At 52.0% G+C, this 26198-nt stretch carries 27 protein-coding genes; 19 read left to right on the forward strand and 8 right to left on the reverse strand.

Annotated elements, in window-relative coordinates:
* Nucleotides 1-30: 30 nt before the first annotated feature.
* Together tnpA and tnpB are read left to right on the forward strand one after the other, a co-directional pair.
* Nucleotides 31-432: an IS200/IS605 family transposase gene (gene tnpA / locus NST04_RS04500; protein WP_341183321.1), complete on the forward strand. Its 402-nt coding sequence runs from the start codon at nt 31-33 to the stop codon at nt 430-432.
* A gap of 6 nt (nt 433-438) precedes the next feature.
* Nucleotides 439-1512: an IS200/IS605 family element RNA-guided endonuclease TnpB gene (tnpB, locus tag NST04_RS04505; RefSeq protein ID WP_341183322.1), complete on the forward strand. Its 1074-nt coding sequence runs from the start codon at nt 439-441 to the stop codon at nt 1510-1512.
* A gap of 85 nt (nt 1513-1597) precedes the next feature.
* Here tnpB and NST04_RS04510 read toward each other — a convergent pair whose 3' ends face one another.
* Nucleotides 1598-2227, reverse strand: coding sequence for a pentapeptide repeat-containing protein (locus NST04_RS04510; protein ID WP_341183323.1), 630 nt, complete (start codon nt 2225-2227; stop codon nt 1598-1600).
* A gap of 103 nt (nt 2228-2330) precedes the next feature.
* Between NST04_RS04510 and NST04_RS04515 the strand changes: the two genes are divergently transcribed.
* The 10 genes from NST04_RS04515 to NST04_RS04560 all read left to right on the forward strand — a co-directional run bounded on the left by NST04_RS04515 (nt 2331) and on the right by NST04_RS04560 (nt 8893).
* Entirely contained in the window at nt 2331-2903 is a 573-nt protein-coding gene (locus NST04_RS04515) for a hypothetical protein (protein WP_341183324.1), read from the forward strand.
* 6 nt (nt 2904-2909) lie between these two features.
* On the forward strand, nt 2910-3533 hold the full coding sequence (locus tag NST04_RS04520) for a hypothetical protein (protein WP_341183325.1): 624 nt from the start codon (nt 2910-2912) through the stop codon (nt 3531-3533).
* 34 nt (nt 3534-3567) lie between these two features.
* Nucleotides 3568-3840 carry a hypothetical protein gene (locus NST04_RS04525; RefSeq protein WP_341183326.1) on the forward strand — a complete coding sequence of 91 codons (273 nt, stop codon included), beginning with the start codon at nt 3568-3570 and terminating at the stop codon, nt 3838-3840.
* A gap of 37 nt (nt 3841-3877) precedes the next feature.
* Nucleotides 3878-4414, forward strand: coding sequence for a hypothetical protein (locus NST04_RS04530; protein WP_341183327.1), 537 nt, complete (start codon nt 3878-3880; stop codon nt 4412-4414).
* A gap of 32 nt (nt 4415-4446) precedes the next feature.
* Nucleotides 4447-4917 (forward strand): SMI1/KNR4 family protein, encoded by a 471-nt coding sequence (locus NST04_RS04535; protein WP_341183328.1) that lies wholly within the window; start codon nt 4447-4449, stop codon nt 4915-4917.
* A gap of 29 nt (nt 4918-4946) precedes the next feature.
* A complete protein-coding gene (locus NST04_RS04540) occupies nt 4947-5507 on the forward strand; it encodes a DUF4303 domain-containing protein (RefSeq protein ID WP_341183329.1) in 561 nt (186 codons plus the stop codon).
* Between the two features lie 44 nt (nt 5508-5551).
* Nucleotides 5552-6289: a hypothetical protein gene (locus tag NST04_RS04545; RefSeq protein ID WP_341183330.1), complete on the forward strand. Its 738-nt coding sequence runs from the start codon at nt 5552-5554 to the stop codon at nt 6287-6289.
* Between the two features lie 25 nt (nt 6290-6314).
* Nucleotides 6315-7403 carry an ankyrin repeat domain-containing protein gene (locus NST04_RS04550; RefSeq protein ID WP_341183331.1) on the forward strand — a complete coding sequence of 363 codons (1089 nt, stop codon included), beginning with the start codon at nt 6315-6317 and terminating at the stop codon, nt 7401-7403.
* Nucleotides 7404-7420: 17 nt separating this feature from the next.
* Nucleotides 7421-8398: a sigma-70 family RNA polymerase sigma factor gene (locus NST04_RS04555; protein ID WP_341183332.1), complete on the forward strand. Its 978-nt coding sequence runs from the start codon at nt 7421-7423 to the stop codon at nt 8396-8398.
* Between the two features lie 75 nt (nt 8399-8473).
* Nucleotides 8474-8893, forward strand: coding sequence for a VOC family protein (locus tag NST04_RS04560; RefSeq protein ID WP_341183333.1), 420 nt, complete (start codon nt 8474-8476; stop codon nt 8891-8893).
* Nucleotides 8894-9283: 390 nt separating this feature from the next.
* On the opposite strand, the gene NST04_RS04565 is transcribed toward NST04_RS04560, so the two are convergent.
* The 7 genes from NST04_RS04565 to NST04_RS04595 all read right to left on the reverse strand — a co-directional run bounded on the left by NST04_RS04565 (nt 9284) and on the right by NST04_RS04595 (nt 16135).
* The gene (locus tag NST04_RS04565; RefSeq protein ID WP_341183334.1) at nt 9284-10045 is read right to left on the reverse strand and encodes a class I SAM-dependent methyltransferase; all 762 of its coding nucleotides are present in this window, start codon (nt 10043-10045) and stop codon (nt 9284-9286) included.
* A gap of 94 nt (nt 10046-10139) precedes the next feature.
* Entirely contained in the window at nt 10140-11045 is a 906-nt protein-coding gene (locus NST04_RS04570) for an alpha/beta hydrolase (RefSeq protein WP_341183335.1), read from the reverse strand.
* A 331-nt stretch (nt 11046-11376) separates the two neighbouring features.
* Entirely contained in the window at nt 11377-12111 is a 735-nt protein-coding gene (locus tag NST04_RS04575) for an ABC transporter permease (RefSeq protein ID WP_341183336.1), read from the reverse strand.
* Nucleotides 12089-13042: an ABC transporter ATP-binding protein gene (locus NST04_RS04580; RefSeq protein ID WP_341183337.1), complete on the reverse strand. Its 954-nt coding sequence runs from the start codon at nt 13040-13042 to the stop codon at nt 12089-12091. Before NST04_RS04580 ends, NST04_RS04575 begins: the two co-directional genes overlap by 23 nt.
* A 5-nt stretch (nt 13043-13047) precedes the next feature.
* A complete protein-coding gene (locus tag NST04_RS04585; protein ID WP_341185175.1) occupies nt 13048-13866 on the reverse strand; it encodes a sensor histidine kinase in 819 nt (272 codons plus the stop codon).
* A gap of 100 nt (nt 13867-13966) precedes the next feature.
* On the reverse strand, nt 13967-14659 hold the full coding sequence (locus tag NST04_RS04590) for a response regulator transcription factor (RefSeq protein WP_341185176.1): 693 nt from the start codon (nt 14657-14659) through the stop codon (nt 13967-13969).
* A gap of 60 nt (nt 14660-14719) precedes the next feature.
* Complete coding sequence (locus NST04_RS04595) at nt 14720-16135, reverse strand: alpha/beta hydrolase family protein (protein WP_341183338.1); 1416 nt, start codon at nt 16133-16135, stop codon at nt 14720-14722.
* 380 nt (nt 16136-16515) lie between these two features.
* Here NST04_RS04595 and NST04_RS04600 point away from each other — a divergent pair, with 380 nt between their 5' ends.
* The 7 genes from NST04_RS04600 (at nt 16516) to NST04_RS04630 (ending at nt 26198) form a co-directional block, all read left to right on the forward strand.
* Nucleotides 16516-20058: a family 16 glycoside hydrolase gene (locus NST04_RS04600; RefSeq protein ID WP_341183339.1), complete on the forward strand. Its 3543-nt coding sequence runs from the start codon at nt 16516-16518 to the stop codon at nt 20056-20058.
* A gap of 152 nt (nt 20059-20210) precedes the next feature.
* On the forward strand, nt 20211-20768 hold the full coding sequence (locus tag NST04_RS04605; RefSeq protein ID WP_341183340.1) for an RNA polymerase sigma factor: 558 nt from the start codon (nt 20211-20213) through the stop codon (nt 20766-20768).
* A complete protein-coding gene (locus NST04_RS04610) occupies nt 20765-21715 on the forward strand; it encodes a hypothetical protein (protein ID WP_341183341.1) in 951 nt (316 codons plus the stop codon). The genes NST04_RS04605 and NST04_RS04610 overlap by 4 nt, the downstream gene beginning before the upstream one ends.
* Nucleotides 21716-21860: 145 nt before the next feature.
* Nucleotides 21861-22727: a carbohydrate ABC transporter permease gene (locus NST04_RS04615; protein WP_341183342.1), complete on the forward strand. Its 867-nt coding sequence runs from the start codon at nt 21861-21863 to the stop codon at nt 22725-22727.
* Between the two features lie 13 nt (nt 22728-22740).
* Entirely contained in the window at nt 22741-23616 is an 876-nt protein-coding gene (locus NST04_RS04620; protein ID WP_341183343.1) for a carbohydrate ABC transporter permease, read from the forward strand.
* A 44-nt stretch (nt 23617-23660) separates the two neighbouring features.
* On the forward strand, nt 23661-24821 hold the full coding sequence (locus NST04_RS04625; RefSeq protein ID WP_341183344.1) for an RND transporter: 1161 nt from the start codon (nt 23661-23663) through the stop codon (nt 24819-24821).
* Nucleotides 24822-24872: 51 nt separating this feature from the next.
* Nucleotides 24873-26198: an ABC transporter substrate-binding protein gene (locus NST04_RS04630; protein WP_341183345.1), complete on the forward strand. Its 1326-nt coding sequence runs from the start codon at nt 24873-24875 to the stop codon at nt 26196-26198.

Here is a 26198-nt window from a genome sequence, read left to right on the forward strand (position 1 = left end):
AGTCGTATCTTGGAAAGGTTAGTGAAATCAATGGAATTAGACTCGAATAACCATTCAGTGTTCTCCCTTCACTTCCACCTTATTCTAGTCATCAAGTATCGTAGGAAAGTCATTACAGATCCAATATCCGAACGTCTGAAAGAGATATTTGCATACATTCAGCCTACTTACAATGTGACTTTGCAGGAATGGAATCATGACAGGGATCACGTTCATATTCTAATGAAAACTCATCCTAATACCGACATTTCTAAATTTCTCAACGCTTATAAGAGTGCATCATCTAGGCTGATCAAAAAGGAGTTTCCTACCCTCCGAAAATCACTTTGGAAAGAGGCTTTTTGGTCACGCTCCTATTGCTTGCTTACAACGGGTGAAGCGCCAATAGACGTCATTCAAAAATACATCGAAAACCAAGGTGTGAAAGGGTGATCGCCATTGCTGAAAGCCTACAAATACCGTATCTATCCGAGCCATGGGCAACAACACTACTTCGCTAAAGTGTTCGGATGCGTTCGCTTCATCTACAACAGAATGCTTGCAGATAAGATTGAACATTACAAGCAAACGAAAACGATGCTGAGGAATACACCCGCACAATACAAAAAGGAATTCGACTGGCTGAAAGAAGTCGATAGCCTTGCCTTAGCGAATACACAACTGAACTTAGACAAGGCTTATAAGAATTTTTTACGGGATAAGAAAACGGGATTTCCTAAATTCAAGAGCAAGAAGACGAATAATCATAGCTTCACAACGAATAACCAAAATGGAACAGTGGCTATAGAAGATGGATATCTCAAGATTCCAAAGCTAAAAACGGGCATCAAAATCAAGCTGCACCGACCATTCGTGGGGCTGATCAAATCATGCACGATTTCAAAAACACCAACGGGAAAGTATTATGCTTCCGTATTGGTTGAAACGGATATCGTCCAGTTGCCCAACATGCATACGAAGATTGGCGTTGATCTTGGGCTGAAAGACTTTGCTATTACTTCAAATGGCGAAATCATATCCAATCCTAAGTACTTGCGTACGTCTGAAAAGCGATTAGCGAAGCTGCAAAAGGATGTATCGCGGAAGAAGAAGGGGAGCCATAACCGTCATAAGGCTAGGCTGAAAGTTGCCAAGCACCATGAAAAAATAGCGAATCAGCGTAAAGACTTCTTGCATAAAACGTCTGCCAAAATGATAAACGAAAACCAAGTCATCGTGATGGAAGACTTACGTGTAAAGAATATGATGCAGAATCACAAACTTGCAAAAGCGATTAGCGAGGTATCTTGGAGTATGTTCCGTTCCATGCTTGAATATAAGGCTCAATGGTATGGCAGAGAACTGATTATTGCCCCTAAGCACTATGCAAGCAGTCAGCTTTGCTCCTGTTGCGGTTATAAGAACGCAGAGGTGAAGAATCTCGCCTTGCGAGAGTGGACTTGTCCAGAATGTAACGCGCATCATGATCGGGATGTAAACGCTGCTCAAAACCTACTGAAACTAGCCATGTGATATTGCAATGATTGGGCTAGGGACTAGCCTTTGAGCTTGGGTAAACTTGGAGCAGTAGCTTCATTGACCAAGAAGCCGCCACCTCTTAGGTGGATGGTAGTTCACCATGATCCTGTATCGTATTCCCCCACTCAGGGAGCAAGCGGGCCTCTCCCGCAAAGCGGCTTCCGGCGATTGAGCCGTTTTGAAACAGCGCCCCCTCAAAGCTGCATTCCTCGAACCGGCAATACAACAATAAGGCACTGCGGAAGTTGGCGTCATCAAAGCGGCAGCGGGTGAAGGACACATCATTTGCGATCACTTTGCTTAAGTTGCAGCCTGTGAAATCACAATCCTGGAACGACTTGCTGAGTCTGGCGCCATTCAGCTTCGCTCCCCGGAAGGAACAGTGATTGAAGGTATGGGTCACGAATCTGTTGTCCAGTCTTACACCGTCCAGGCAACAACGGGTGAGCGTTGAGGTGTTGGGGCTTGCCGCATCCTCGAAGCGTGAGTAAGAGAAATCAATATCCTGTAGAGTGAGGTACTGTATGCTCTCGGTCAGAGTAACTCCCCGGTAATCCTTGAGTCCTGTTTCCGTCAATCCATAAGGGGAGATGGGAAAGGAACGGTCCTTTTGATGGAGATTATGTTTACCTGAAATCGCGGCTAGACGGCGGTTCACTTCAGAGAGCTGGTCGTCCTGCCATCTGGCCAAGAGGAATTTCTTATTCAAGGTAGCCCCTCCTTACATTAATTTGGTAAAATAAATGAAATCTAGTTTATATGTTAGTATGCCAAGTCACTATAGACAAGCCATTAAAGGAGGCCATCCACCCGTGGGAAGATCGTTTGCAAATCTGCATATCAAGTCAGGTGACCTGGAAAAGACCCTGAAAGCCTTACAGGAGCTGACCGGCAAGCATGGCAAAGTACTGGGTTATCCTGACACACCGGAGCGTAAGGCCGTTATCTATGTAAGCCAAAGTAATGAGGGCTGGATCAGCGTGCTTCACGATTATTTCGTATGGGGTACGGTGAAAAAGGCAGGCAGAACGTTGTCCGGGCTGCTACAGGAGCCGGTGATGACGGTGGCATATATGAATGAGGAGATCTTCGAGCTGTCGTTCTTTGAGCAGGGGGAGATCCAGGCCGAACGAATCTTCTGTGAGCCGTGGACCCGGGAGGAAATTGAACAGCTGCGGGAAGAGCGCATAGCTGACGAATATATCCAGCGGGTGCTCGGGATGCAAGCGGAGGAGGAGAGCTTCGGCGCATTCATCAGCCTTACGGGCCCGGAGCAAGCGGTGAAACGGCTGTCTGAAATTACTGGAATGTCTCTATGGAGCGATGCGGAATGGTTACCGTATGAAGAGACGCTCAGAGCGCGCTTTGTTACGTATGAATGGTAGAAGAAGATGCTAAAAAACAGCGGATTCTACAAGCTGCGCTTCTTCATCACACCCGAGGAGCTTAAGAGAGTTGTAGAGCTTCTGGAGCCCACGCAGGTGCGGTATTATTTAACCAATTATACCCATACAGAGCATGATCAGAATCAGGTGGTGGAGGCGTATCGCGCCTTCTATCAATATTATACAGCTGCGGAAAAAGAGAGCGGGGTGCGCCCTTTCTTCATCTATTCGATGCCGGTTCTGCCGGATACGGAGAGCTTTGGTTTTTTTGCGAGAAATGAGGGGATTTCTATTCCCTATCACGGGCAATGGGCAGAGAACGAGCTGCCCTGCATTATGATCTCCTGCCCTAAGGGGCACCGAGTCAATGCTCAGGATGAGCAAGGGGAGTATTATCTCTATGAGGATGTGCGGGAGCACAAGCCGCTGAGCTATGCCCTGTACAAGGAAATTACCGGCTCTATTCAAAAAATGACCAAGCCTCTCCGCTTCTCCGCGCAAGACCCGGAGGCGATGGCGGAACAGAAGCCCTCTGCACGCATAAGCCGTGCGGCGGCTGAAGATTTAAGCGACTCCTGGATGGTCAGACAATACGGACTCGTGATCCATAGGCAGCCAGGGCCTAGCTGATCTATTGGATTATCCATGAAAGGGAGGGGAACAGATGGCGCTGAAGTTGGTGTGTACCTGGGGCGTGCTGGCTTTATCATGCGGTGCGGTATGGTGGAGCTTCAAGACCGAAAAGCTGATCACCGTCTCCTGGCTGATGTTCCTGCTCCCTGCGATTCTCCAGCTTATTGCTGCTGTGCGGATCGGGCCGGGCAAAGCCAAGTTATTTCTTGTATTCGGCTGTATTAATCTGTTGTTCGCGGCCCTGACCGGTGCGGCCGTCTGGTATCTGGTCCAACTGGCAGACGCCTATAGAAGGGGGAAATAATTCAAGCATGTCTTAAGCGCGGGGGAGGGGTGCTAATATGCAACTGGGTTTTACGCTGGATACCCATGGAACCTGTGTGGGTGTACTTAGAGATGAATTGATGCCGTTAGAGGAACTGGCAAATACATGGGAGTTTCCCTATGCTATCTTTGTGGTGTTCCGGGTATTGCCTGATAGCTATGGGCGGAGAACGTTCAGACGTTTTGACAGCGGGGATCATACCCTCTATCTGGATCTCAGCCTAAGCTACGAGTTGTACCAGCGCATGTCCAAGAACGAGCAGCGCGAGGCCTTGGGCATTCACCTGTACAGCTATCTGGCAGAATCCCTTGCCAAGTATACCAAGCATGCCGGTAAGACTGCCCAAGCTGAGCTGCTGGAACGGGTGAAATGCTGGATGCTGGCCAATAACTGGCTGGAGGGGAAAATCCATCAGGCACGCCTCCTCCTCTCCGGGGAGATCGGACTCTATGAGGTTAGCCGGACCTTAAAGCTGCCGCTGGAGGAGATTGAGTATATCCTGCTGCGCATGAATAGTGATGCACCAGCCGCTGTTCATCCTGATAATCTATAATCATCCCTTAGCAGGGGAGAGGGGAGCATACTATGTATGAGCATCTAACCGAGAAATTGAGCAAGCCTTCCGCGATAAGGTGGTTTCCGGGCCATGGGGCCGAGGAGAGCTGGATTGCCGATGCCGAGGAGGAGTTAGGCTTCAAGCTGCCGCCGTCTTACCGCTGGTGGCTGACCCAGTATGGGGGGGCCAGCCTGGGGGACGGGCAAATTCTGACGCTGGTTGCTCCTGAGCATAGGGAGTATACCGACTGGGATCTGCTGTATATCCACAGGCTGAATCTGGCGGAGGAATGGTGGGTAGCCCGGTTTCCGCATCGCATGGATCTGTTCGTGCCGGATAGCGATGAGCTGTATTACTTCGACACCTCTTCCCCCGATGAACAGGGAGAATTTCCGGTCATGCGTTATGACCTGATGAATGATCTGATCGAGGAATACGCCCCGACATTCGCCGGATTCCTGGAGCAGCTGATTGATGAGCGTTCTCCTAGAATTCCTTAGTGGAGCAGCCAGTTAGAGGGAGGACAGCCATGAATACAGCGCAGGAAACAGAACGGTTGGCGGCGGAGATTGCGGAGGCGGCCCGGAGGGCGTTCCGCGAGCTTTTTGCGAATGGGGAGCATTATTATTACTGTACGTTATACACAACGGGTGAGGGACATGCGCCAAGCATCTCCGCCTGGTCGCGGGAAGCACTGGAGCAGGAAGCGGCCAGACAGGCAGAGGACGGCAGCACGCCGGCAGCAGAGATCGCCGGGCTGATCAAATGGTCTTATGCCGATTCGCCTTATTGCTGCTTCGGGGATGAGCATTTCGATGAGGTCAAGCAGTCCTTCCAGGCGCGTCCGTCCATTGCAGTGTTGGAGGCTGACGCAGGGAATCATGAGTTCGTGCTGCGGCTGGAGGCCATGGAGCTGGCGATGCGGATGCTGGATGCTGAGGGGCTGTTCGCGCTCAATCAGCCGCGTGAGGACGTATGCGTGCTTGCCGAGGTGATGCCGCCGGATGAGGGGAATACGGACATTGCCCTGCGGCTGAACCGGGCAGAATCTCCGGCGATGCAGGCCTGGCTGGCGGAAGCAGCAGAATAAGATTATTGATGAATAACTCACGCTGGAAACCGGGGGAATGCCGAATGTATATCGTATCTGAGCCCAAACGGCTGTCAGAGCATCACAGGCAGCAGCTCGAAGCAGAGAACACCGTTCTGTATCCGCCAGCGTACCTCCAGTTCTTACAGCAGTATGGTGAAGGGACGTATCGCGGGTGGATGAATGTGCAGCTGCCTGACCCGGAGGTACTGCGGCCTTTTGCCGAATACGGGTTATGGGAGCATGATGAAGACAGCCCTATAACGGAGCAGCAGATCGGCGAGTGTACCGCTATCGGGTCCACTGTGGACGGTGATTTCCTGGCGGTCCATCCCCGGGTGAACGGGCTGCTGTGGCTGCCTCGTCATGCGGAGCAGATTCAAGCGATCCCGCTGCCAGCCGTGGAAGAGGAAGAGGCTGTTGGCTATGCCCTCATCCTGGACGGCATCTACCGCCGGATGTATGGGCGGAGCCAGGAGGAGAGCGTCTATTATGAGCCGTGGACGGGGACCCGCGAGCATTTCTTCCTGCGGATGCCGCCGGGAGCGGGCCGGCTGGCGCTCACGGAGCTGGCTGACCTGTACCGGGCGGACCATCCGCCGGATCTCTTCATTGCTAATCCTTACGTCTGCTACCTGTTCTATCGGGAGCTGGGGGGCTATATCCGCCTGAATCTGGCGGGTGGGCAGGAGGTAGCCGTCTTCTATGAGCAGGCTGCCGGGCAGGTATCTGCCAGGATGAAAGAGTGGCTTCTGTCGATGGGCTGCGAGCTGTATGCTTAGGAGTGAAGAATAAGGAGGGGTGCGGATGATTGTCCTGAAGGACATAGGGAAATTCGAGGTACTGCCGGAGCGGGCGCTGCAGATCTATCAGGGGGATGTTCCGGCCTTGCAGGCTGCGATTGCTGCGGGCTGGGATATCGAAGCGGAGCTAGAGCTTAGCAAGCGTACCACGATCAGTCCGCTAGACCTGGCAATTATTACCCGGCAGACCGGGGTAGTGAAGCTGCTGGTGGAGCATGGCGCGAAGCTGAATGTCCGCCAGAATCCGGCCTTCCTGCGGGCGGTCCGTTATGGCAAGGAGGATATCGTCCGCTACCTTGCTGCACAGGGCGCGAAGCTGGACCTGCTCAGCCGGACAGGATCGGGCGCTTATTCACAGGCCTACTATGGCAACAAGAATAATATCCCGCTGATCCATGAGCTGGGTCTGGACATCCGGCAACATGCTGGTGCCGTGCTGCGGCAAGCTGCCTCGGACCATGATCTGAAGACCCTTACCTATCTGCTGGATCAGGGAGTGGATATCAACTACAACAAGCCGGATATGGTCTATCCTTACGGGGCGACGCCGCTGACGGTGGCTGCCCGGATGGGGAATCTGAACATGGTCCGCTTCCTGGTAGAACGCGGTGCGGACATAATGATAGCGGAGAAGGACGGTGAGCGGCCGTATACGATTGCGGTCGGCAGCAAGCATACTGGCATGGCGGAATACCTGAAATCGCTGGAACCGCCGGATGTCCATAATGCAGCGAACAAGAAAGCGGAGCTGGCCAAATATAAACTGCCGGATGAACTGGTCGAATTCCTTACCGGGGACGAGCTGCGCCTGACGCTGGTCCCCAATGAGTATGAGATCGGGTACATTGACTTCTTCAGCTTCACTGACACGATAGAGATGAAGGCTGGCCGGCGCAAGCTGCTGCGCCTGTCTGCCGATATCGACAATTATTCCGGTCTGGTGCTGGTCTGGAATCCGCAGAAGAAGGGGCAGCTCGGCTGTTATGATGTGGAGCATCAGACGTATGCAGATCTGTGCAGCTTCCCGGAATTCCTTGAGCAGCCTGAACATTACCTCATACAGTTCATGGAGGGAGAGCTGGACGGATCATGAAGGAGAGGCTGTCTGAAATGAATCATAACTATGAGACCCCTGAGACCCCTGCGACCCCCGAGACTCTGAACGGGCTGGAGGATATGCGCTCCGAGCTAACCGGGTATTGTTACCGAATGATGGGTTCTATCTTCGAGGCGGAGGATGCCGTCCAGGATACTATGATCCGGGCCTGGAAGCACCAGGAGCAGGTGAGGCAGCAGGCCTCACGCAGGGCCTGGATGTACCGAATTGCCACCAATGTCTGTCTGGACCGGCTGAGAAGTGCCAAGCGAAGGGCGCTGCCGATGGATCTCTCGGAACCGGCCGCTGCCATTACGGAGCCTCGGGAGAGCCTGCCTCAGCATTCCTGGATCTGGCCCGCTCCGGGCTATGTGGATGACCCGGGCAATATCATGGTCAGCAGAGAGACCCTCCGGCTGTCCTTCATTGCACTGCTTCAGCTGCTGCCGCCCCGCCAGCGTGCCGTATTGATTCTGCAGGAGGTCTTCCGGTGGTCGGCAGCCGAGACCGCCGGGGCACTGGAGATGACCGTGGCCGCAGTGAACAGCGCAATGCAGCGGGCACGGGCAACCATGGCGAAGGCACAGCTCCGGTCCGAGGCCTTGCAGGCTGACGATGATGAAGTGGACGAAGGACTGATTACCAGGTACGTGGAGGCTTTTGAACAATACAATATTGCGGCGCTACTCGCCTTATTCCAGGAGAACGGCAGCCTGTCGATGCCGCCATTTACGATGTGGGTGCAAGGCGGCGCGGATCTCGCGGCCTTCTACCAGATCACACGCAGTCACTGTGTGGGCTCGCGGTTGATGCCGGTCCGAGTGAATGGGAACCGGCCTGCCGTTGCCCAATATGTTCCCTCTGGAGAAGACGGATTGCTGGTCCCGTGGGCGATTCATGTGCTTGAGCTGAGCGGGGGGAAGATCGCGCATGTTCATCATTTTATAGATACTGAATTATTTATTCGCTTCGGATTGCCGGAGCACCGATGATTCTGCCGCGGCCGGAACGTCTATACTAATGAATCACACAGGCAATTCCAATCCGAACTCAAGGAGGAACACACAATGACAGTCAAACTTACTCCCTACATCACTCTGGAGGGGCGCACGCAGGAGGCTATTCAGTTCTATGCACAGACTATGGGTGCTGAAGTTCTCTCCATCCTGACGTATGGTGATATGCCGGACCTCCCGGACACGTTCCCGGATGAGGTACGGAGTCTGGTGGCCCATGCCAAGGTACAGGTGGGCGGCACGGAGCTGATGTTCTCGGATACTCCCGGCGGTACGCCGGTTGAGAGCGGGAAGCGGGTTACGATTTGCGTTACTACGGATAGTGTGGAGGAGTCGCGGAGAATTTTTGATGCGCTGCAGGAGGGCGGTCAAATCAATATGCCGTTTCGGGAGGAGCCGTTCAGCCCCGGCTTCGGCGATCTGACGGATAAGTTCGGGGTGACGTTCCAGATTTATACGGAGCTTGGGTAGAGTAGAGATGATTGGAGAAGGCTGCACGCGATGAGCGTGCAGCCTTCTTTTGCTCTCTGGCGAATACATCGACCAAAATGTAATCGAAAAACCGATCACATTCGGCGTTGCGTGGGTGAGTGGACTAGATGTAATCGAAAAACCGATCACATTTGGCGTTGCATGGGCGCGTGGACCAAATGTAATCGAAAAACCGATCACATTCGGCATTGCATGGGCGCGTGGACCCAATGTAATCGAAAAACCGATCACATTCGGCGTTGCGTAGGCGGGTGGGGCAAATGTATGCGAATAACTGAACATAATCGCCTTGGCGTAAGGCCAGGGGCTCCGGATCTACCCATGTGTGGTGCGCAGCAGAACGTAATTATCCGTTAGGTGAGTCTGTATTTACACTTTTCGCACAATCGCCAGTGCATGCAAACTATACCCGAGCAGACTCTTATCCTCACAAGTCCGCAGATGAAACTGAAGCCAGTGTTCGAAATCTTCTGGCTGCGCCCCATTAATATGGTTAGCTAGAAGATAGCCGATCCCGTCTGTTCCAAGATGGGCAACGATCTCTGTATGATAGGCTGCGGCCATGTGTTCCATTTCCTGAGGTGACATATGTAGGAATAGACCATCCTTCGTCTGGTTGGTATGCCAGGTAAGTACATCTTCCATGTTCCTGAGTCCATCACTTATGCTCAATACCGAAACGGCGGCATTGTTAATATAGGAGACCGCGAGTAATCCGCCCGGCTTCAGTACGCGCAGGCATTCGGTCATGGCAAGCTGCCGGTCTTCATTGCCGATATGATAAAAGGCCCCCATGTTCAAAACAACATCAAAAACTCCGCTGTCAAAACGTGATAAATCCGTGATGCTTCCTGTATACATATCAGCCAACACCGGGCGTACGCGCTGCTTCTCTCTGATGATGCCTACATTATGAGGAACAATATCTCCGGCAACTACCTTATGCCCCATTTCTGCAAGCTGAAAGGAGTAATTCCCCGTTCCTGCACAGCCGTCAAGAATGTAGGCTTCCGGCTTAAGCAGCTTTTTGAAGTAAGACATCGTTGTGATCCATTCGATCTGATGCCCGTTATCCCTGAACAGCCTTCCCTCCTCATCATAGGAATCATAGTAATCGGTTATCGCATCCATCGTAGTGCCCTCCTTGTAGTATGGCCGGGCTTATCTTGAAATGCTGCCCTCCCCCTACCTTAGCGGATCAGGGGAAGGCAGGCTATGATCAGGATTACTTGAAGATCCGCTGCGAGAACTGATACAGTCCGCTGCTCCAGACCTTGCCTTCATGTCCGCCGACATCCAGATACCACAGATGCGGGACATTCATGCTGGTCAGGCTGTTATGGAAATTCTGGCTGATATACAAGAGGCCGTCCGAAGCGCCGCAGGAGATCCAGAGCAGCTTCAGCTGGCTGGCCGTCTGCGCCGGATTAGTGATCAGCTGTGAGGCCGACTTCGTATTCGGAGCAGAGGAGAACGCGCCGATCCAGGAGAACTTGTCCAGATGCTTCAGGCCGAAGTTCAGGGTCTGCCCGCCGCCCATGGATAAGCCGGCCAGGGCGCGGTTCTGCTTATTCTTGTATACCGGGAAGTGGGAGTCGACATAAGGAATGAGGTCATTGATCAGGTCAAATTCAAACCGCTCGAAGGCGGCTACCTTGTCCGGTGCATAAATATCGCCGATCGGGCGGTCATCGGCCATAGCGCGGCCGTTCGGGAACACGACAATCATCGGCTCCAGCTTGTTCTCAGAGTACAGGTTGTCCAGGATATTACGCGGATTCATCCCGTTCAGCCATTCGTTCTGATCCCCGCCGATGCCGTGCAGCAGGTAGAGAACATTGTAGGTCTTGGATGGGGTATAGCCCGGAGGGGTGTATACCATCGCGTTTCTTGACTTGCCTACGGTAGTCGAATAATAAGAAATCTGCTGTACGTTGCCGTGCGGAATATTATTGCGGTAAGATGCATAGCCTTGCGGAGCCGGAGTGATGGTGCTGGTTACAGCCGCGGCGGCATCCGCAGAGAGGCTCAGATCCTGATCCTCTGTCACAGGCGATGCATAAGACATTGCAGGCAACAGCAGGGCTGTGGCCAGAGCCAGACTTGCAATACGGGTCATAATTTTTTTCATTTCATATATCCTCCTTTGGTTGATTAGTGAACCCAAATCGCCTTTCCTCTTAAAAACGGAGTCACTCCCCTTTCCGGCATAATATGTAAGCGCATCCATCTTGAGGATACCATAATTAACATATTATGTAAATTGTTTTTTCATCTCTGCTTTTCAGTGAATTGTCATTTGCAAATGGAACTATAAAGCGCTTTAAAAAGACCGTCAGGGAGATCTTCCCTGACGGTTTTTCTAACTTGCATTCGCCGTGTTACTAAGTTGGCTATTTTACAATCCGGTTGCGATACTGAGCATCATGCTTGCGTATGATGAACGCCGGTACTTGCCCCTGTCAATAAGGAAAAACGTCAAGTAGAACATCTTTCCTTTCGACTTTATAGAGGGTCTCGAATGCGGCTGCTACTCCAGCGGCCGCGAAAATCAGACTGATCCACGGATTTGAACTGAAGATTATGTCGTTGTTTGGAGCGTTAATCGGCAAATACAGAATGATTGCCAGAACGAACGACGCAATAAGCAGAGCTGTCGCCGATCTTTTGCGCATTCCGATGCTTAGAGGGATGAAGCTCGCGGCCACAGTCAGAAGGGACTGGAATCCCGTTTCCCCAATAAGTCGCCTATCGGCGAACACCGAGATCGGTTCTGGAATGAAGTGTGTAAATGGGTTGACAACGTAAAAGAAAGCAACCGAAACCGACATGGAAACGAGCATGAAGACGAACCCGAGCAACATGACTAAAAGGAGTTTGGCAAGCAGCAGATTCCTCCGTGAAATGGGATAGAGGAACAGAGTCGAGATGGTACCGGTTTTATACTCCCCGACTACGAGCTGTGCTAGCAGAATAGCCATTAACAGGGTAGCTGATATCTTCACCATCGTTAGCGCAGTCTTATAAACAAACTCATAGTTGAGATAACTAGGATACATCACTTGAACGTCAAGCGGGTCTAATACGGACAAGAGGGAATAAATGATTCCAACAATTGCAGCATTCAGAAGGCAAAAGCCGATGATGTAAGGGCCGAGCTTAATCTTTTTGAGCTCAAGTTTCATCAGACGAATCATCTCGATCCTTCCCTTCCATCATTCGAATGAAAAAGTCCTCAAGCGTATGGGAGTTATGCGTTATTTCATCTATCTTCACGTCGTGCATGACCAGCGTTTTGACAATCATTGCGGAGTCCAGTGAGGATTCATAGATCCGTATAGTGTTCGGACCGATCACAAGATACTTCGTTATGTCCAATAGCGTATCCAGAAGCGCTACCGCTTTCTTGCAATCACTCGTCCTCACTTCCAGATATCCTGTGTGAGCCTCTCTAATATGAGTCATGGACGCTTCCTTCATGAGCCTGCCCTCGCGTAATATCCCAACGGTATCCGCCATTTGCTCCAGCTCTCCCATATGATGGCTGGAAATGACGATCGACATCCCGTACTGCTGGTTCAAATTGCGAAATACATGACGCAGCATATGAATTCCGATTGTATCTATTCCGTTCGCAGGTTCATCAACAATCAGCAGCGGAGGTTTCAACATGATGGCTCTTGCAAGCCCCAGCTTCTTCGTGAAGCCAAGAGAATAGGTATGTACCGGCTTTCCCGCAACTCCTCCCAAGTCCAGAAGCTCTATCGCTTCGTCTACAACCCTCTCATCATAATATCCCATGTATTTACAGTGCAACTCCAGGTTTTCTCTACCGGACATCCTCTCGTAGAAACGCGGAGTTCCGATCAAACACCCGACCTGTTGAAAGTGTTGATAGGATCGATGACCGATACGTCTGCCAAAAAGTTCAATCTCTCCGCTTAGTGGCTTCCATAAACCCGTCAGCAGCTTAAAAAGAGTCGTTTTCCCGGAGCCATTCGAACCAATCAGTCCGTATATTTCCCCCTGCCTCACCTGCATGTTCAGTCGAACGATTATGTTCTTTCCTGCCACCTGCTTCGAAAGGTCATTCGTTCTTACGACGTAAGACACAGCATCATCCCTCATCTAATTTAAATTCGCTTAAGCTGCACGGTCACTATCGTTTTTTCGATGGGCTGGCTCTCCAATCGAATGCAGCCCCCCATTTTTTCCACAAGCCGCTTGGAGATCGAGAGACCCAGCCCCGTTCCTTTTTCGCTTCGCATGTGAGGGAGGTCATTTTCTGTCCGGTAGAGCCGTTCAAATACGAGTTCTTGCTCAAGCTTGCTTATTCCTCTGCCACGATCCCACACTTCGACATTTACAAACGGCCCTTCTTCGCGCAGCGCCATGCCGATTACGCTCCCGTCGGAGCCGTACCGAATCGCATTCGAGAGCAGATTTTGCAGAATTCGATTGAAAGCTTCTTCATTACCCAACGTATAGACTGGCCTTTCTGAAAGCTGTAGATCGGCTTCAAGACCTTTGGATTCCATATCATGGTAGAAAAGGAGGATATTTCGTCTGCATAATTCAGTCACGTTGATTTTCGCTAGCGGAAGCTCCAAATCCTCCGATTCCAGTTGTACCAGTTCAAAAAAACGATTGATCAACAGGACGATCTCCTGGGCTCGGCTATGGATTTTGAGGAGCAATTGCTCCTTCTCATGTACTGTCATGTTGGGATTGTGAAGAATCGTTTCGATAAGTCCTAAGACAATCGTGAGAGGAGTGCGCAAATCATGCGAGATGTTGGTCAGCATTCTTTTCATCGCCAACTCTTTCTGTACATAGGATATGGATTCGTGCTGGTGGGCTTTAAGCATGCGATTGATTGCAACAAGCAGATATTGGAGAGTGGAATCGTTAGTAGCGAAAAATAACTTTTGCGGTGTATTGCTTGCGAGCATCTCGTTCAAGCTAGTGGCGATAGCACGAATGTCCCGGGTTCGTTTAGTCCGGGACACATAGAGACATATAAGCAGGAAGACAATGACAAGAATCAAGATACTATTCAATGTCCATCTCTCCCCACTTGTATCCGATTCCCCATACAGTTTTGATATAGATAGGGGAAGAAGGAGCGTCTTCTATCTTCTCCCTCAGCCTGCTCATATGTACATTAATGATATTGGCATCTTCGTAATATTCCTCGTTCCACACTCTCTCATAAATCTCTTCTTTCGTGAACACTTTGTTTCGATGAGTCACGAGTAAGTGAAGAATTTGGAATTCCTTCAACGTCAATTGAATCATTTGATCATATTTGTGAACGGAGTAGGTTTCAGGATCGATAATCATTCCCTTCGTCCGAACGATTCTGCTGTGTGGAACAGGGCAATACGAAGCTCGGCGAAGCAATGCCTTCACCCGCGCCACGAGCTCAGTCATGGAGAAGGGCTTCGTTAAATAATCGTCTGCTCCGAACCCAAGCCCGATCGCCTTATCGATCTCCGTCCCTTTGGCGGAAAGGATAAGGACAGGGATAAGACTGCTTGATCGGATTTGCTTCAAGCATTCCATCCCGTCCATACCCGGCAGCATTAAGTCAAGAATGATCATAGCGAAGGAACTCTTCTTCGTAAAGGCGATCACACTCTCCCCGTCAAAAGCGCAGACAACGGAAAATCCCTCAATTGTTAAATATTGCTCAACCATGCGGCTTATCTCCGGATCATCTTCCACAAGCAAAACTCGCTGCAACATGTGATCTCCACCATTTCCAATGATTATGCTGTATGATGATAGTATAACATGGACCGATCACAGACCGTGAAATTGAACGTTAGGATAGCTCTCAATTCGCGAGAAGCTTGTCTTATCTCCTTTAAGATAATAATCGAAGAAGGCGACCGTATACTTGTTAATGATCACGTGCTTTCTTTTAAGGTCCCCTTTCGGCGCAAAAAGCAGGGGCGCATAAAGTGGCAAATCGGAAAAGGTGAGGTGGGAACTGTTTGGTAAAACGAGCGCTAACGCGCCAGCTGCCAGCATTCTTTCCCTTCGAGCCATCAGATCATCCATATTGGCTTTATGCCAGGCTTTTGGTTTTCCAGACTGTTTCAATACTTCGTCTTCGGTATAGGAATCCAAGGATTTGTTGAAAGCTTCTACATCAAGCGAGGCATCCGCAGCCATCATGAACAACGGTTTATGAAGCAGTTTGAAATCAACCGGTAAACCAAAAATTCCTCCGTCCATATTCAAGGCGGCTTTGACACGCGCATCATTTTGCAGCATGTATACCGATGTGGACCCGCCATATGAGTGTCCAAGCATACCAATACGCTGCAGATCCATTTTGTGCTGGAACCACTCACTGCCATTGAGTTTATCGAGCTGATCCAAGACGAACGTCGCTTCCGTCGCCCAGTCATTCATATGCCGATCCTGTTCGGCTGTTTCTGCCCCGACGAGGTTCTGATGCTCGTCTCGAACGACACGGCCGTCCGGAAAAACCGTTGCCGCGGCATATGTGGGATAATCGATGCTCAAGACGATATAGCCGTGACTCGCCAATTCCTCCATTTGAAACGTGTTCTGATTCCGAACTCCGCCCAAGCCATGCGAGAAGATAAGAACCGGATAAGAGGGCTCCGAGGATGACAGCTTGGTTTCCCAATAAGCATGTGTTCGAATGTGCGCCAAGTGCCGGAAAGTGCCCCCCGGAAACCCCAACATTTTTGACAGGGCTGTCGTCACCTCAGGAACATCTTGAATATAAGCTGTTCGTTTATCGGAGCTTCCCACCTCCGAAGGATACCAGCTTTGAACCATAAGCTCCTTGCCCGCGTCCTGCAGATGAATGACACGGGTTCCGATGGAATAAGAGCCGGTCGGTTTAGCGAATTGAAAGATCGGCATCACCGCAGGAAGAAAGAAGGAAACGACCGCATAAATCGTAAGGACCACAAAACTCGGTACGACGACCCACCATTTTCTTCTGCCGGTCTTGTTCCTTCGGTAAACCATATAGAGCCCTATAAATATAGGCGCGGCGTAACCGGGAATCATCTGCCACCTGGCCCCGTCAATCCCCAAATGAGCAAGCGTAACTATCAGAGCTGCACCTGCGGGCCATTCTTGCCGCCATGAAGCATTCGCCTTTCTCTTCTTCCCGATCACCCAACCTAATAAGCCAAAATTGACGACTAACGTACACAATTCCAGGAAAGTCATTCGTTTCACCCTTTCGCTGTTTCTTAGTTAAAAGTATAACCACCGGAACTTTCTGGTTCCTTACGCAATTCTTACTTATCTCTTAAGTCAGGGTTGTTCTGGATTATCTAGGAGATCGGACGCAACGGGTCATACCCGAAGAGGCAGGGTAATAGAAAGGTATAGAAGCTTCCAAATATCTGGATTTGCGTCCTTCATCTAATAATGCATTACATCTAAGATTAACAGATGGTGCAGAACAGTATAATTGTATCCCTGGAGAGTGGGTTTGCCACCCTCCTTTCTTTTTGGCCCGGGATTATAGTAAGGAATGACTCTATGTATCCTGCTGGGAATTGAAAGCGGTTGCCTGGAGCCAAATCGATCTGGAGGAGGTATTTATGCTTACTCGCAAAGTATTGAGATTGCTGCTGGTGCTTGCCGTCGCATTCACGGGGTTCATCCCGCCACAGACCGCCGGTGCGGCTGAACCGGAACCGGGAATGGAACCGGTGTCGCAGGTGGCCGCTGCTGGCCCGGCAACTATTCAGAATTACCCGATGCCGTCTATCTATACTCCGTCTTCTGTCTACTCGTTGAAGGTGAACAATGAGGCGGTCCCCGTCGTCAAGTATTTACCCGACTATGACTACGCCCAGTTCTCCTTTGACGGAACGATCACCCTTGAGGTGACGGCAGACAAGCCAATCACCTCCTATTCCATCAGTCCGCTGGCTAAGAACATCACGGGAACGGTCAACGGCAACAAGCTGACCTTCACCCTGTCGGCCTCTACCTATGTGATCGTGGATATTAATGCACCTGCGAACGAAGACCCGAATGAGAAGGACCCGGACAAGCGCCGCAAAAGACTCGTGATCGCCGCCGATCCGCTGGAGACAGACATCCCCGCGTCCTCCGGCCCGGGAATCTACAATGTGACCGCTGCACCGTACAACGCAGACAAGACGGGGGCAACGATCACCTCGGGCGCCATCCAGCAGGCGATTGATGCGGCCAATCAGGCCGGAGGCGGCATTGTGTATATTCCGGCAGGCGTGTACAAGAGCAGCAATCTGACTCTGAAAAGCAATGTTACGTTCTACCTGGCCGGAGGAGCCGTCATTGTCGGCACAGGCCGGGGCGAGGACTACCGGAATGACTTCCGCAAGGATTCGATCTCGGATGGAACTTATTTTATCCGTACCGCCACCAATTCCGTGAATATCACCATGCGGGGACGCGGAACGATCGACGGCAAAGGGATAGAGATGCGCAAACGCAAGATGACGAACCCGCCTGCAACCCATAAGCAGGGAGAGGGGTTCATCAATAACCTGGTGGTGCCGATGGCCACCAGCAACTTCAAGTTCGACGGGTTAACGCTGCGAGATGGGGGCTTCTGGGCGTTCCTGGTGGTACGCTCCGATAACGTAACCATCACCAACTATAAGGGATACCAGGATTTATTTACGCTTGAAGATGATGCCATCGATATTAACGAGAGCCAGAACGTGCTGGTGAAGCACGCCCTTGCCATCTCGGATGACGATACCTTCTCCACCAAGACCTGGCCGCAGAAAGGTATGTCCAAGGACTGGCCGGGTGCCATCGAGCATCTGGAGAATGTGGTGTTCGAGGACTGCTTCGCCTGGACCCGCTGCGCTGCCTTCAAGCTGGGCATGGGCATCTGCACGCCGCAGATTGGCGTAACCATCCGCAATTCCTACGTCTATCAAAGTGCACGGGCGCTGCTGGTGGACCATGCTTATACAGAGAATCCGCTCCCGGTTGAAGGCTGGGCCCAGGATGTGACCTTCGAGAATATTGATATTGAACGGGTGGGGATCAACCAGTTCGGCAATTACTGGCTGCGGGTCTCCACCAGTACAGCAGGGGATGTAAGCAATGTTATTCTCCGGAACATCAATGTCCGCGAGACGGGGGGAGATTCTCCTATTCAGGGCAATCCCACCAGAGGCGGGATGGTGAACGGGGTAACTTTTGAAAATGTGGTGGTCAAAGGAACGCTGGCGAAGAATCTCAGTGACCTGAAGGTGAGCATCAAGAATGAGAATGTAAGCGGAGTCGTCTTCGCGAATACGGATCAGGCCTGGTTCAGCGATCACTTCACCTCCGGGCTGCTCCCGGATTGGACCGTGGCTTCAGGCGCCAGCAGTTGGGCGGTAACCGATCGAACAGGGAACCGGGTGCTGTCCACCAGCCAGACTATGGCGGCGCTGATTACCGCCAAAGCCGGTTCATCCTGGACAGATTACACGTATGAAGCCAGAGCCAGACTGCCTCTCATTAATGGAAGCGAGAACGCAGGTATTGTCTTCCGGGTGCAGGATCAGAACAACTTCTATATGTACCGGATCGATGCCAGCACAAGCCAGCTGCAGCTCTACAAGGCTGTAGCGGGAACGTTGACACAGGTCTCGAATACTTCGTTTGTGCCTGTCAAGAACCAATGGTATACCCTTAAGGCAACGGTCCAGGGCAATACCATCAAAGGGTATGTGGACGGAGTGCTGAAGACGACATGGACCAATCCGGTCAATGAATTAACCTCGGGCGGAATCGGCTTCCGCACCACTTCAGCCGGGGTCTGGTATGACGATGCCAAGGTGACCGCCATTCATAGTCCGCCCACTGATATCACTCTCAGCGCTACTCAGGTGCCGGAGCTGACTACTCCAGGCGGTGTAGTAGGCACCTTCACTACAGCCCATCCGGATGCGGGCCAGACCTTTACCTACGCGCTGGTTCCCGGGCAAGGAGACGCCGATAACAGCAGCTTCTCCATTGCCCCGCAGGGAGACAGGCTGATCCTCCGCACCATGCCGGATTATGAAGCGAAGAGCAGCTACAGCATCCGGGTGAAGAGCATTGATGCCAACGGCCTGTCTCTGGAGAAGAGCTTCACGATTCAGGTTACAGATGTGGACGAGACCCCGATTGACGCGAATCCTAATTCTGTCCGGTTCACGGATACCTTTGAGGATGGAGATACGGCAGGCTGGACGGCTGCCAGCGGGACCTGGAGTGTAACCACGGACGGCAGTACGAAAGCCTTGATTCAGACAAAAGGCAATTCAACGGCGCTCATTACAGCCGGGAGTTCATGGCAAGATATTGCTATGGAAGCCAAAGTGAAGGTTCCCATCGCCAATGCCAATGCCGGTATTCTTTTCCGGGTGCAGGACGCCAATAACTATTACATGTACCGGATCAATGTCAACGACAAGAAGCTGGAGCTGTTCAAGGCGGTAAACGGAACGCTGACCCCCGTGTCCAGTACCCTCTTCGCCGATGCGGCTGCAAATCAATGGTATACGCTGAAGGCAGTCATCAAAGGGAACAGAATTCTAGGCTTTGTGGACGGCCAGTTGAAGCTTGAATGGACGAACCCGATCACAGAATTAACCGCAGGGAAAATCGGCTTCCGAACAACGTCCCAGAATGCGGTGTTCGATAACGTCCGCGTTACCGGCATACAGAAGGTGACGGCAAGTACGCTTAAGACGGTAACCCTCGATGTGTATGAGGCGGTTACTCCTCTAGGCAACCGGCTCAGCATTAGCCCGGGCAGCCCTTTTGCAGGGGAGACCATCACTCTGACGGCTGAAGGCCACAACCAGAACGTAGCACCTGCTGCCCCTGGAGATGAACGTTATTATCCGGAAGCCTGGAGCTCCACGGAGGAAGGCGTAACAGGTGTATTCACCGTAACGGATGAGGTGTATCAGGCCGCCTATGTTCCGTCTGCTCCAGGTGATTACAAGATAACCGTCATCTACCGCAAGCAGGTATGGGACGGCACAGCCTGGGTAGATACGGAACTGACGGATACCCTGATTGTAGACATTAGTGTAACCCTGAAACCGGCAGACCTGGAGGATGACAGCACGGATGAGCAGGACCCGCCGGTCCTCGGTTAACCTATAGAGTAGTACTCTCCCTATCCTGGTGTGTAAGCAGTGATGCTTATGTGCCAGGATTTTTTGCGTAAAAAAGATTAGCGTATAAGTGCAACCGTTACCCGGAATTCTCTACTATATAGATAAGAGGATGCCAAAGGAGAAACTAGCAGATGGAAGATCAGGGAATCATTCAGCTATACTTGCAGCGCTCACAGCAGGCCATCGCAGAGACCCGGAGCAAATACGGTGCGTATTGCCGGGCGATCGCCAGGAATATTGTCGCAAGCCCCTCCGATACCGAAGAGTGTGAGAACGACACCTATTTGGCCGCGTGGAATGCTATTCCGCCTAACCAGCCCCGCAGGCTAAAGGTATTTCTGGGGCGGATCACCCGAAATATCGCGCTCGACAAGCATGGGTATAATACGGCTAAGAAGCGGAGCCGCCAGCTTGAGGTGATTCTGGAGGAGCTGGAGGACTGCCTGCCTTCGGCGGAGACCGTGGAAACTCAGTATGCCGCCGGTGAAACCGCGCGGTTAATCAATGAATTCCTGTACGGGCTGGAGGAGGAGGCGCGGCAGCTTTTTGTGAGGCGGTATTGGTATTCGGATTCGGTAGAGGCACTTGCGGGGCGGTTCCATATGAGCAGCAGCCAGGTGAAGTCCCGCTTATTCCGGATCAGACAGAAGCTTAGAATACATCTGGAGCAGGGGGGAGTGCACCTATGAGACGGGAAGAGCTATACCGGGAGATCGGGCAGATTGACGAGGCGCTGATTGAAGCGGCTGAACAGAGTGGAGCAAGGGGCAGGAGCCGGAGAGGGCGGTTCTCTAAAAAATGGATCGCCGTGGTCGCGTGCCTGATCGTGTACAGTTCTACGGCTACCGCGCTGCTCGCTACGGAATACACGAAGAATAAAGCGGCAGAGCCATACATCCGTTACCTGACCGCAGAGGATATGGAGCTGGCCCCCCGTGTGCAGTATGAGGCGGACAAATTCCTGCAGGCGTTATCCAGCGGCAACGATGAGTATGTCTACATTGCCGTGAACCGGCTGGTGGAGAGCTTCAATGATCCGCAGGGACGGGAGCTGGCGCTAGAGAAGCTGAAGCCCTTCTTGACCAATGATTCCGCGAAGATCGCGGAGTCGGCGGCTTTTGCCATCGATGTGCTGTCCAAAAGCTACCGCAGTCCCTACCTCCACAAAATGGCCGACGGGAGCATCGTATTCGCCTTATTCAACAATTACTCGGATTATGGCACCCAGAATGTGCTGTGGCGGATCAAGGACGATGTGCTTGAACCGTATTTCAGCTTCGCCGCCCCTTCCATGTACATTAAGGAAATCCTCCCGTCCCCGGACCGCAAGCTGCTTGCGGTGGTGACCCGCTCGAATAAAAGTGAATTCGTGCAGATCATGAATGTGGAGGAGGGCATGAACAGCCCGGAGCTAGTTGAATCGGCCAGAATAAAGCTTGGTGCACAGCAGAAGCTGGAGCTCTGGGCCCGCCCGGATCATGAGAATTACAGCTATGCCGACCGGTTGGCATGGAAGGACAACGATACGTTAGCGTTCGAGGGTTCTCTGGCCTACAACGACACAGCAATTATCGAGAATGTTAGTGTGACGTACCGGTTCAGGGATAAAATCATGGAGATTGCCGACCTGAAGTAAAGTATGCGGTGCCTTGCAAGAGCTGCGAATGGATAATACATCCGTCCGCGGCTTTTTTTGTGGAGAGAATTTAAGAAACTTTTAATCTTTACCCGACTTGTTCTTAAATAGTTGCGCCTATTCTTGAGTACAGGGAGGGAGCAACTTGAAGAATTGGGCCCGTAGGGATTCATCGGCGGCTTGGTTATTTCTGGCACCCAGTCTCATCGGGTTTGCCTTGTTTTATCTGATTCCGTTTGGCATGGGTGTGTTCTATTCCTTCATGGACCGTGCGGTGGACGGGCAGTATGTGGGTCTGCATCACTACCGGGAGCTGATCGCGGGCGATTCCTTTCGGAAGGCAGCCTATAACACCTTCTACTTCAGTATAGTGAGTGTTCCGCTGCTGATTGTGCTGTCGCTCGGGTTAGCGCTGCTGCTCCATAAGAAGCTGTATTTTCAGAAATGGCTCAGGACTGCTTACGTTCTTCCGCTGGTCGTTCCTGTCGCCTCCATCATCCTGGTCTGGCAGATCCTGTTCGACTGGAACGGGGCGCTGAATGCTTGGCTGAGCGGCTTCGGCCTGGCCCGGGTGGACTGGATGAAGACGGAGGCCGCGCGGAATGTAATTATGATGATGTATGTGTGGAAAAACATCGGGTACAACGTGATCCTGTTCCTGGCCGCACTGCAGCAGATCCCGAAGGATTACTATGAAACCGCCCAAATTGAAGGGGCCGGCCGTTTCAGGCAGTTCCGGAGCATCACGCTGGTCTACTTAACCTCTACGATGTTTTTTGTGGTCATGATGTCGGTCATTAACTCCTTCAAGGTATTCCGGGAGACGTTTCTGCTGGCCGGGCCATATCCGCATGACAGTATCTATATGCTGCAGCATTTTATGAACAATATGTTCCTGTCCCTGGACCTCCCGAAGATGACAGCGGCATCTACCCTGATGGTCGGCGGCATTCTGATCCTTGTTCTCGGGCTGTTCGCCATGGAACGCCGGTACCGTCGAAATATGGAATAGAGGTGGAGAGGTAGTGCGAGTTGATAAAGTCTTACCCAAGTTAATATTAACCGTCATTATGGGAGTGGTCGCCCTGCTGATGCTGTTCCCGATTGGGGTCACGCTCATCAATTCGTTCATGAGTAGCCGCGAGATAGGGATCAATTACGGTCCGGTCGGACAAATGAACACGGTCATAGAGGGCAGGAGCGATCCGTTCGCCAATCTGAAATGGCTGCCCGATCAGGTCTCCCTGGAGCAATACGGCAAAGTGCTGCTGGAGAGCCCGGTGTACCTGTCGATGTTCTGGAATTCGGTGTTCCTGGTGGTGCCCATCATTGCCGGACAGACGGTAATAGCTGCGCTGGCTGCTTACGCATTCTCCAAGCTAAGATTCCGGGGCCGGGAGCTCCTGTTTCTGGTCTATGTCCTGACGATGCTGATGCCCTTTCAGGTAACCCTGGTGCCCAACTACATCATGGCCGACCGGCTGGGGCTGCTGAATAGCCCGGGAGCCATTATCTTGCCTGGTATTTTTGCGGCCTTCGGTGTGTTCATGCTCAGGCAGTTCATGCTGGATATTCCGTATGCCTATATCGAAGCGGCCAAGATGGATGGAGCCGGACATTTACGGATTTTTGCTACCCTTATTGTTCCCATGGTTCAGCCGGGTCTGGCCGCGCTTACGATTCTCTTATTCGCCGATTACTGGAATATGGTGGAGCAGCCGCTGATTTTCCTGGATGATCCGCTGCGTCAGCCCTTGTCCGTCTACTTATCGAATGTCAGCAGTGAGAAGGGGCTGGCGTTTGCTGCTTCTGTAATTTACATGGCCCCGATGGTGCTGCTCTTCCTGTATGCGGAGACGTATTTCATTGAAGGCATCCAGTTATCCGGGATTAAGGGCTAGGTTCGTATGTGAGTGACTTATGAGGATAGGAGGAGAGCGGGGAAATGGAGATGACAGCAATACCCGCAGACCGCAGGCGTAAAAAAAACATTAAAATAGCCTCCCTGCTGCTACTGGGCGTGTTACTCTTCTTCACCTTCTTCAGCAATACGCTGCAGTCGTTGACCCTGCCCAAGGTGACGACGGTCACGCCGCAGAGCAAGAGCCTTGAATTCACGCTGGAGGGCAGCGGGATGCTGCGGCCAGTGAAGGAAGTGAAGCTCCAGAATGATAACGGCTGGAAGCCCCGGGAGGTGCTTGTGCAGGAGGGAGAGCGGGTGAAGAAGGGGCAGAGACTGATCCTCTATGACAGCCAGTCTGCCGAAGCTGGGCTGCAGGAAGAAATCGCGCTGTTGGATAAGCAAAAGCTCGGGCAGCAGACCTTGCAGGATCAGTTCATTCAGACGTATGCAGAAGGGGATGAGCTCCAGATTCGCAAGGCCCGGCGCGAGATTGAAGCAGGCAAGCAGGATCAGGCCAGACAGGCGCGTAAAATTGCGGAGATGAGAGACCGGTTAACTGCGGAGCAGCAGCTGAAGGCACCCTTCGACGGGATTGTAACCCGGTTGAATGCCCTTCCGGGGATACTGTCACCGGGCGAGCCGGATGTGGTGCTGTCCAGCAGCCGCGAGGGGTTCCAATTCGATTTCACTGCGGACGCGGGGCTATTATCCAGCCTTGGAATTACCGTAGGGGAGAAGCTTGAGGTGGAGGTTCAATCTGCTGAGGGGCCATCGGCCCGGATATTGACGGGAAAGATTGCAGAGATCAAGAGCGCTCAGGCACGTGCCGGAAGTTCTGCCGGTGAGGATACCAGCGGGGCGGAGGATATCGCACAGAAGACGGTCTTCATTGTAATGAACGACGGTTCGCTTCAGGGGGGTGAGCAGGTTCAGTTCCAGCTGAAGAAGCCATCCCTTCAGGAGGGTGTGGTGGTCCCGACTAAGGCCATCCATCAGACGGGCGGGAGAAGCTTCGTCTATACCATCGAGGAGCAGAGGGGTGCACTAGGCAATACGTTTGTCGCCCGCGAGGTTCAGATCCGCTCCAGTATCACGAATGGTCCGGACAGCATGATTCAGACGGATAACCTGTATGGGGATGAGATGATTATTCTGGAGAGCAGTGAGCCCTTGCAGGACGGGAACCGCGTCCGTCTGCAATAGTCTTAGGAGTACGGCCTACTATACGAACAATTACTTGGAGGTAGTGAAAAGATGAAGATGATTAACAAAATGGGCTGGCTGGGGCTGAGCCTTGCTTTTACAACGCTAATGTCAGCGTGTAGTTCAGGGAACAGTGCAGAAGCTCCGAGCACAGGAGGAAAGACGGTTCTTACGTTATCGGTCCAGCAGGATAGTGAGTTCTACCGTGCGGTAGAGCAGAAGTTTGAACAGGCTTATCCGGATATCGATTTGCAGATTCAGGCGTATAAGGGGATCAGCGAGCAGATGGAGGGGCCGGATTATGAGAAGTATCAGAAAACCGCCGGTACGGCATTGCTCTCAGGCAAAGGAGCCGATATTTATGAAACGGGCAGTCTGCCCGCCAGTGATTACGTGAGTAAGAAGCTACTCCTTAATATGGATGATTACCTCAAGCAGTCGAAGACGCTGAAGCAGGAGGACCTGCAAATGAATGTGCTGAATGCGCTGAAGGTGAACGGGGGCACCTATATCATTCCGTCCGGGTTCAGCCTGAGAGCATTCCTTGGAGACGGGGATGCACTTAAGCAAGCAGAGATCGACGATAAGAGCTGGACTTGGCAGGAATGGCAGAAAATCTCCAAATCGCTGATTGCGTCCGGGCAGCAGGCGGGGTCCGCACACCGCTACGCGCTTCCGAATAATCCGCCGGATATGCTGCTTCAGGAGATGGTGGTCGACGGCTATAACCAGTTCGTAGACGTAGCTGCGCGCAAGGCCAAGTTTGATTCCCCTGCCTTCATATTTATGATGCGGGAGATTAACGAGATGTATCAAGAGAAATTGATGACCACAGAACCGGTGGAGACCGAGAATCAATTGTTCTATTCTGCCGTTATACAGGGCCCGGCGGATTTCATCAACGTTCCGTATACCAATTTCGCCAATCCGAAGCTGCTGTATAAGCCGCATAGCGGAAACTCCGGGGCCATGAGAATTATTCCGAACTATACATTTGCGATACAGGCCAAATCGCCGGTTGCCGAACAAGCCTGGACGTTCATGGAGTTCCTGCTCTCTGATGAAGTTCAGTCCCTGCAGAGCAGAGAAGGCTTCTCCCTGCTCCGGTCGCTTAATGACAAGCAGTTCAGTGAGCTTCAGCAGCAGGTGAAGAGCGGGACGTATAAGCTCCCGGACGGCAAGCTTGCAAGTGTTCCAGAGGGACAATTCAAGGTGTTCCAAGACATGATGGATACAGCGGATAACTTCGCCATGATGGATGTGAAGATTCTGAACATCATCGGTGAGGAGGCAAACGCGTTCTTCAGCGGACAGAAGACGGCAGAGGATGTGGCCAAGCTGATTCAGAACAAGGCGACTACGTACCTTAACGAATAG

Source organism: Paenibacillus sp. FSL H7-0756 (assembly GCF_038006765.1).
Classification (GTDB): domain Bacteria; phylum Bacillota; class Bacilli; order Paenibacillales; family Paenibacillaceae; genus Paenibacillus_AQ.

Coding starts and splice junctions, on each gene's coding strand:
- tnpA (WP_341183321.1), top strand. CDS start 31: ATGGAATTAGACTCGAATAACCATTCAGTGTTCTCCCTTCACTTCCAC.
- NST04_RS04520 (WP_341183325.1), top strand. CDS start 2,910: ATGCTAAAAAACAGCGGATTCTACAAGCTGCGCTTCTTCATCACACCC.
- NST04_RS04525 (WP_341183326.1), top strand. CDS start 3,568: ATGGCGCTGAAGTTGGTGTGTACCTGGGGCGTGCTGGCTTTATCATGC.
- NST04_RS04530 (WP_341183327.1), top strand. CDS start 3,878: ATGCAACTGGGTTTTACGCTGGATACCCATGGAACCTGTGTGGGTGTA.
- NST04_RS04535 (WP_341183328.1), top strand. CDS start 4,447: ATGTATGAGCATCTAACCGAGAAATTGAGCAAGCCTTCCGCGATAAGG.
- NST04_RS04540 (WP_341183329.1), top strand. CDS start 4,947: ATGAATACAGCGCAGGAAACAGAACGGTTGGCGGCGGAGATTGCGGAG.
- NST04_RS04545 (WP_341183330.1), top strand. CDS start 5,552: ATGTATATCGTATCTGAGCCCAAACGGCTGTCAGAGCATCACAGGCAG.
- NST04_RS04550 (WP_341183331.1), top strand. CDS start 6,315: ATGATTGTCCTGAAGGACATAGGGAAATTCGAGGTACTGCCGGAGCGG.
- NST04_RS04555 (WP_341183332.1), top strand. CDS start 7,421: ATGAATCATAACTATGAGACCCCTGAGACCCCTGCGACCCCCGAGACT.
- NST04_RS04560 (WP_341183333.1), top strand. CDS start 8,474: ATGACAGTCAAACTTACTCCCTACATCACTCTGGAGGGGCGCACGCAG.
- NST04_RS04565 (WP_341183334.1), bottom strand. CDS start 10,045: ATGGATGCGATAACCGATTACTATGATTCCTATGATGAGGAGGGAAGG.
- NST04_RS04570 (WP_341183335.1), bottom strand. CDS start 11,045: ATGAAAAAAATTATGACCCGTATTGCAAGTCTGGCTCTGGCCACAGCC.
- NST04_RS04575 (WP_341183336.1), bottom strand. CDS start 12,111: ATGATTCGTCTGATGAAACTTGAGCTCAAAAAGATTAAGCTCGGCCCT.
- NST04_RS04580 (WP_341183337.1), bottom strand. CDS start 13,042: ATGAGGGATGATGCTGTGTCTTACGTCGTAAGAACGAATGACCTTTCG.
- NST04_RS04585 (WP_341185175.1), bottom strand. CDS start 13,866: ATGCTCGCAAGCAATACACCGCAAAAGTTATTTTTCGCTACTAACGAT.
- NST04_RS04595 (WP_341183338.1), bottom strand. CDS start 16,135: ATGACTTTCCTGGAATTGTGTACGTTAGTCGTCAATTTTGGCTTATTA.
- NST04_RS04600 (WP_341183339.1), top strand. CDS start 16,516: ATGCTTACTCGCAAAGTATTGAGATTGCTGCTGGTGCTTGCCGTCGCA.
- NST04_RS04605 (WP_341183340.1), top strand. CDS start 20,211: ATGGAAGATCAGGGAATCATTCAGCTATACTTGCAGCGCTCACAGCAG.
- NST04_RS04610 (WP_341183341.1), top strand. CDS start 20,765: ATGAGACGGGAAGAGCTATACCGGGAGATCGGGCAGATTGACGAGGCG.
- NST04_RS04625 (WP_341183344.1), top strand. CDS start 23,661: ATGGAGATGACAGCAATACCCGCAGACCGCAGGCGTAAAAAAAACATT.
- NST04_RS04630 (WP_341183345.1), top strand. CDS start 24,873: ATGAAGATGATTAACAAAATGGGCTGGCTGGGGCTGAGCCTTGCTTTT.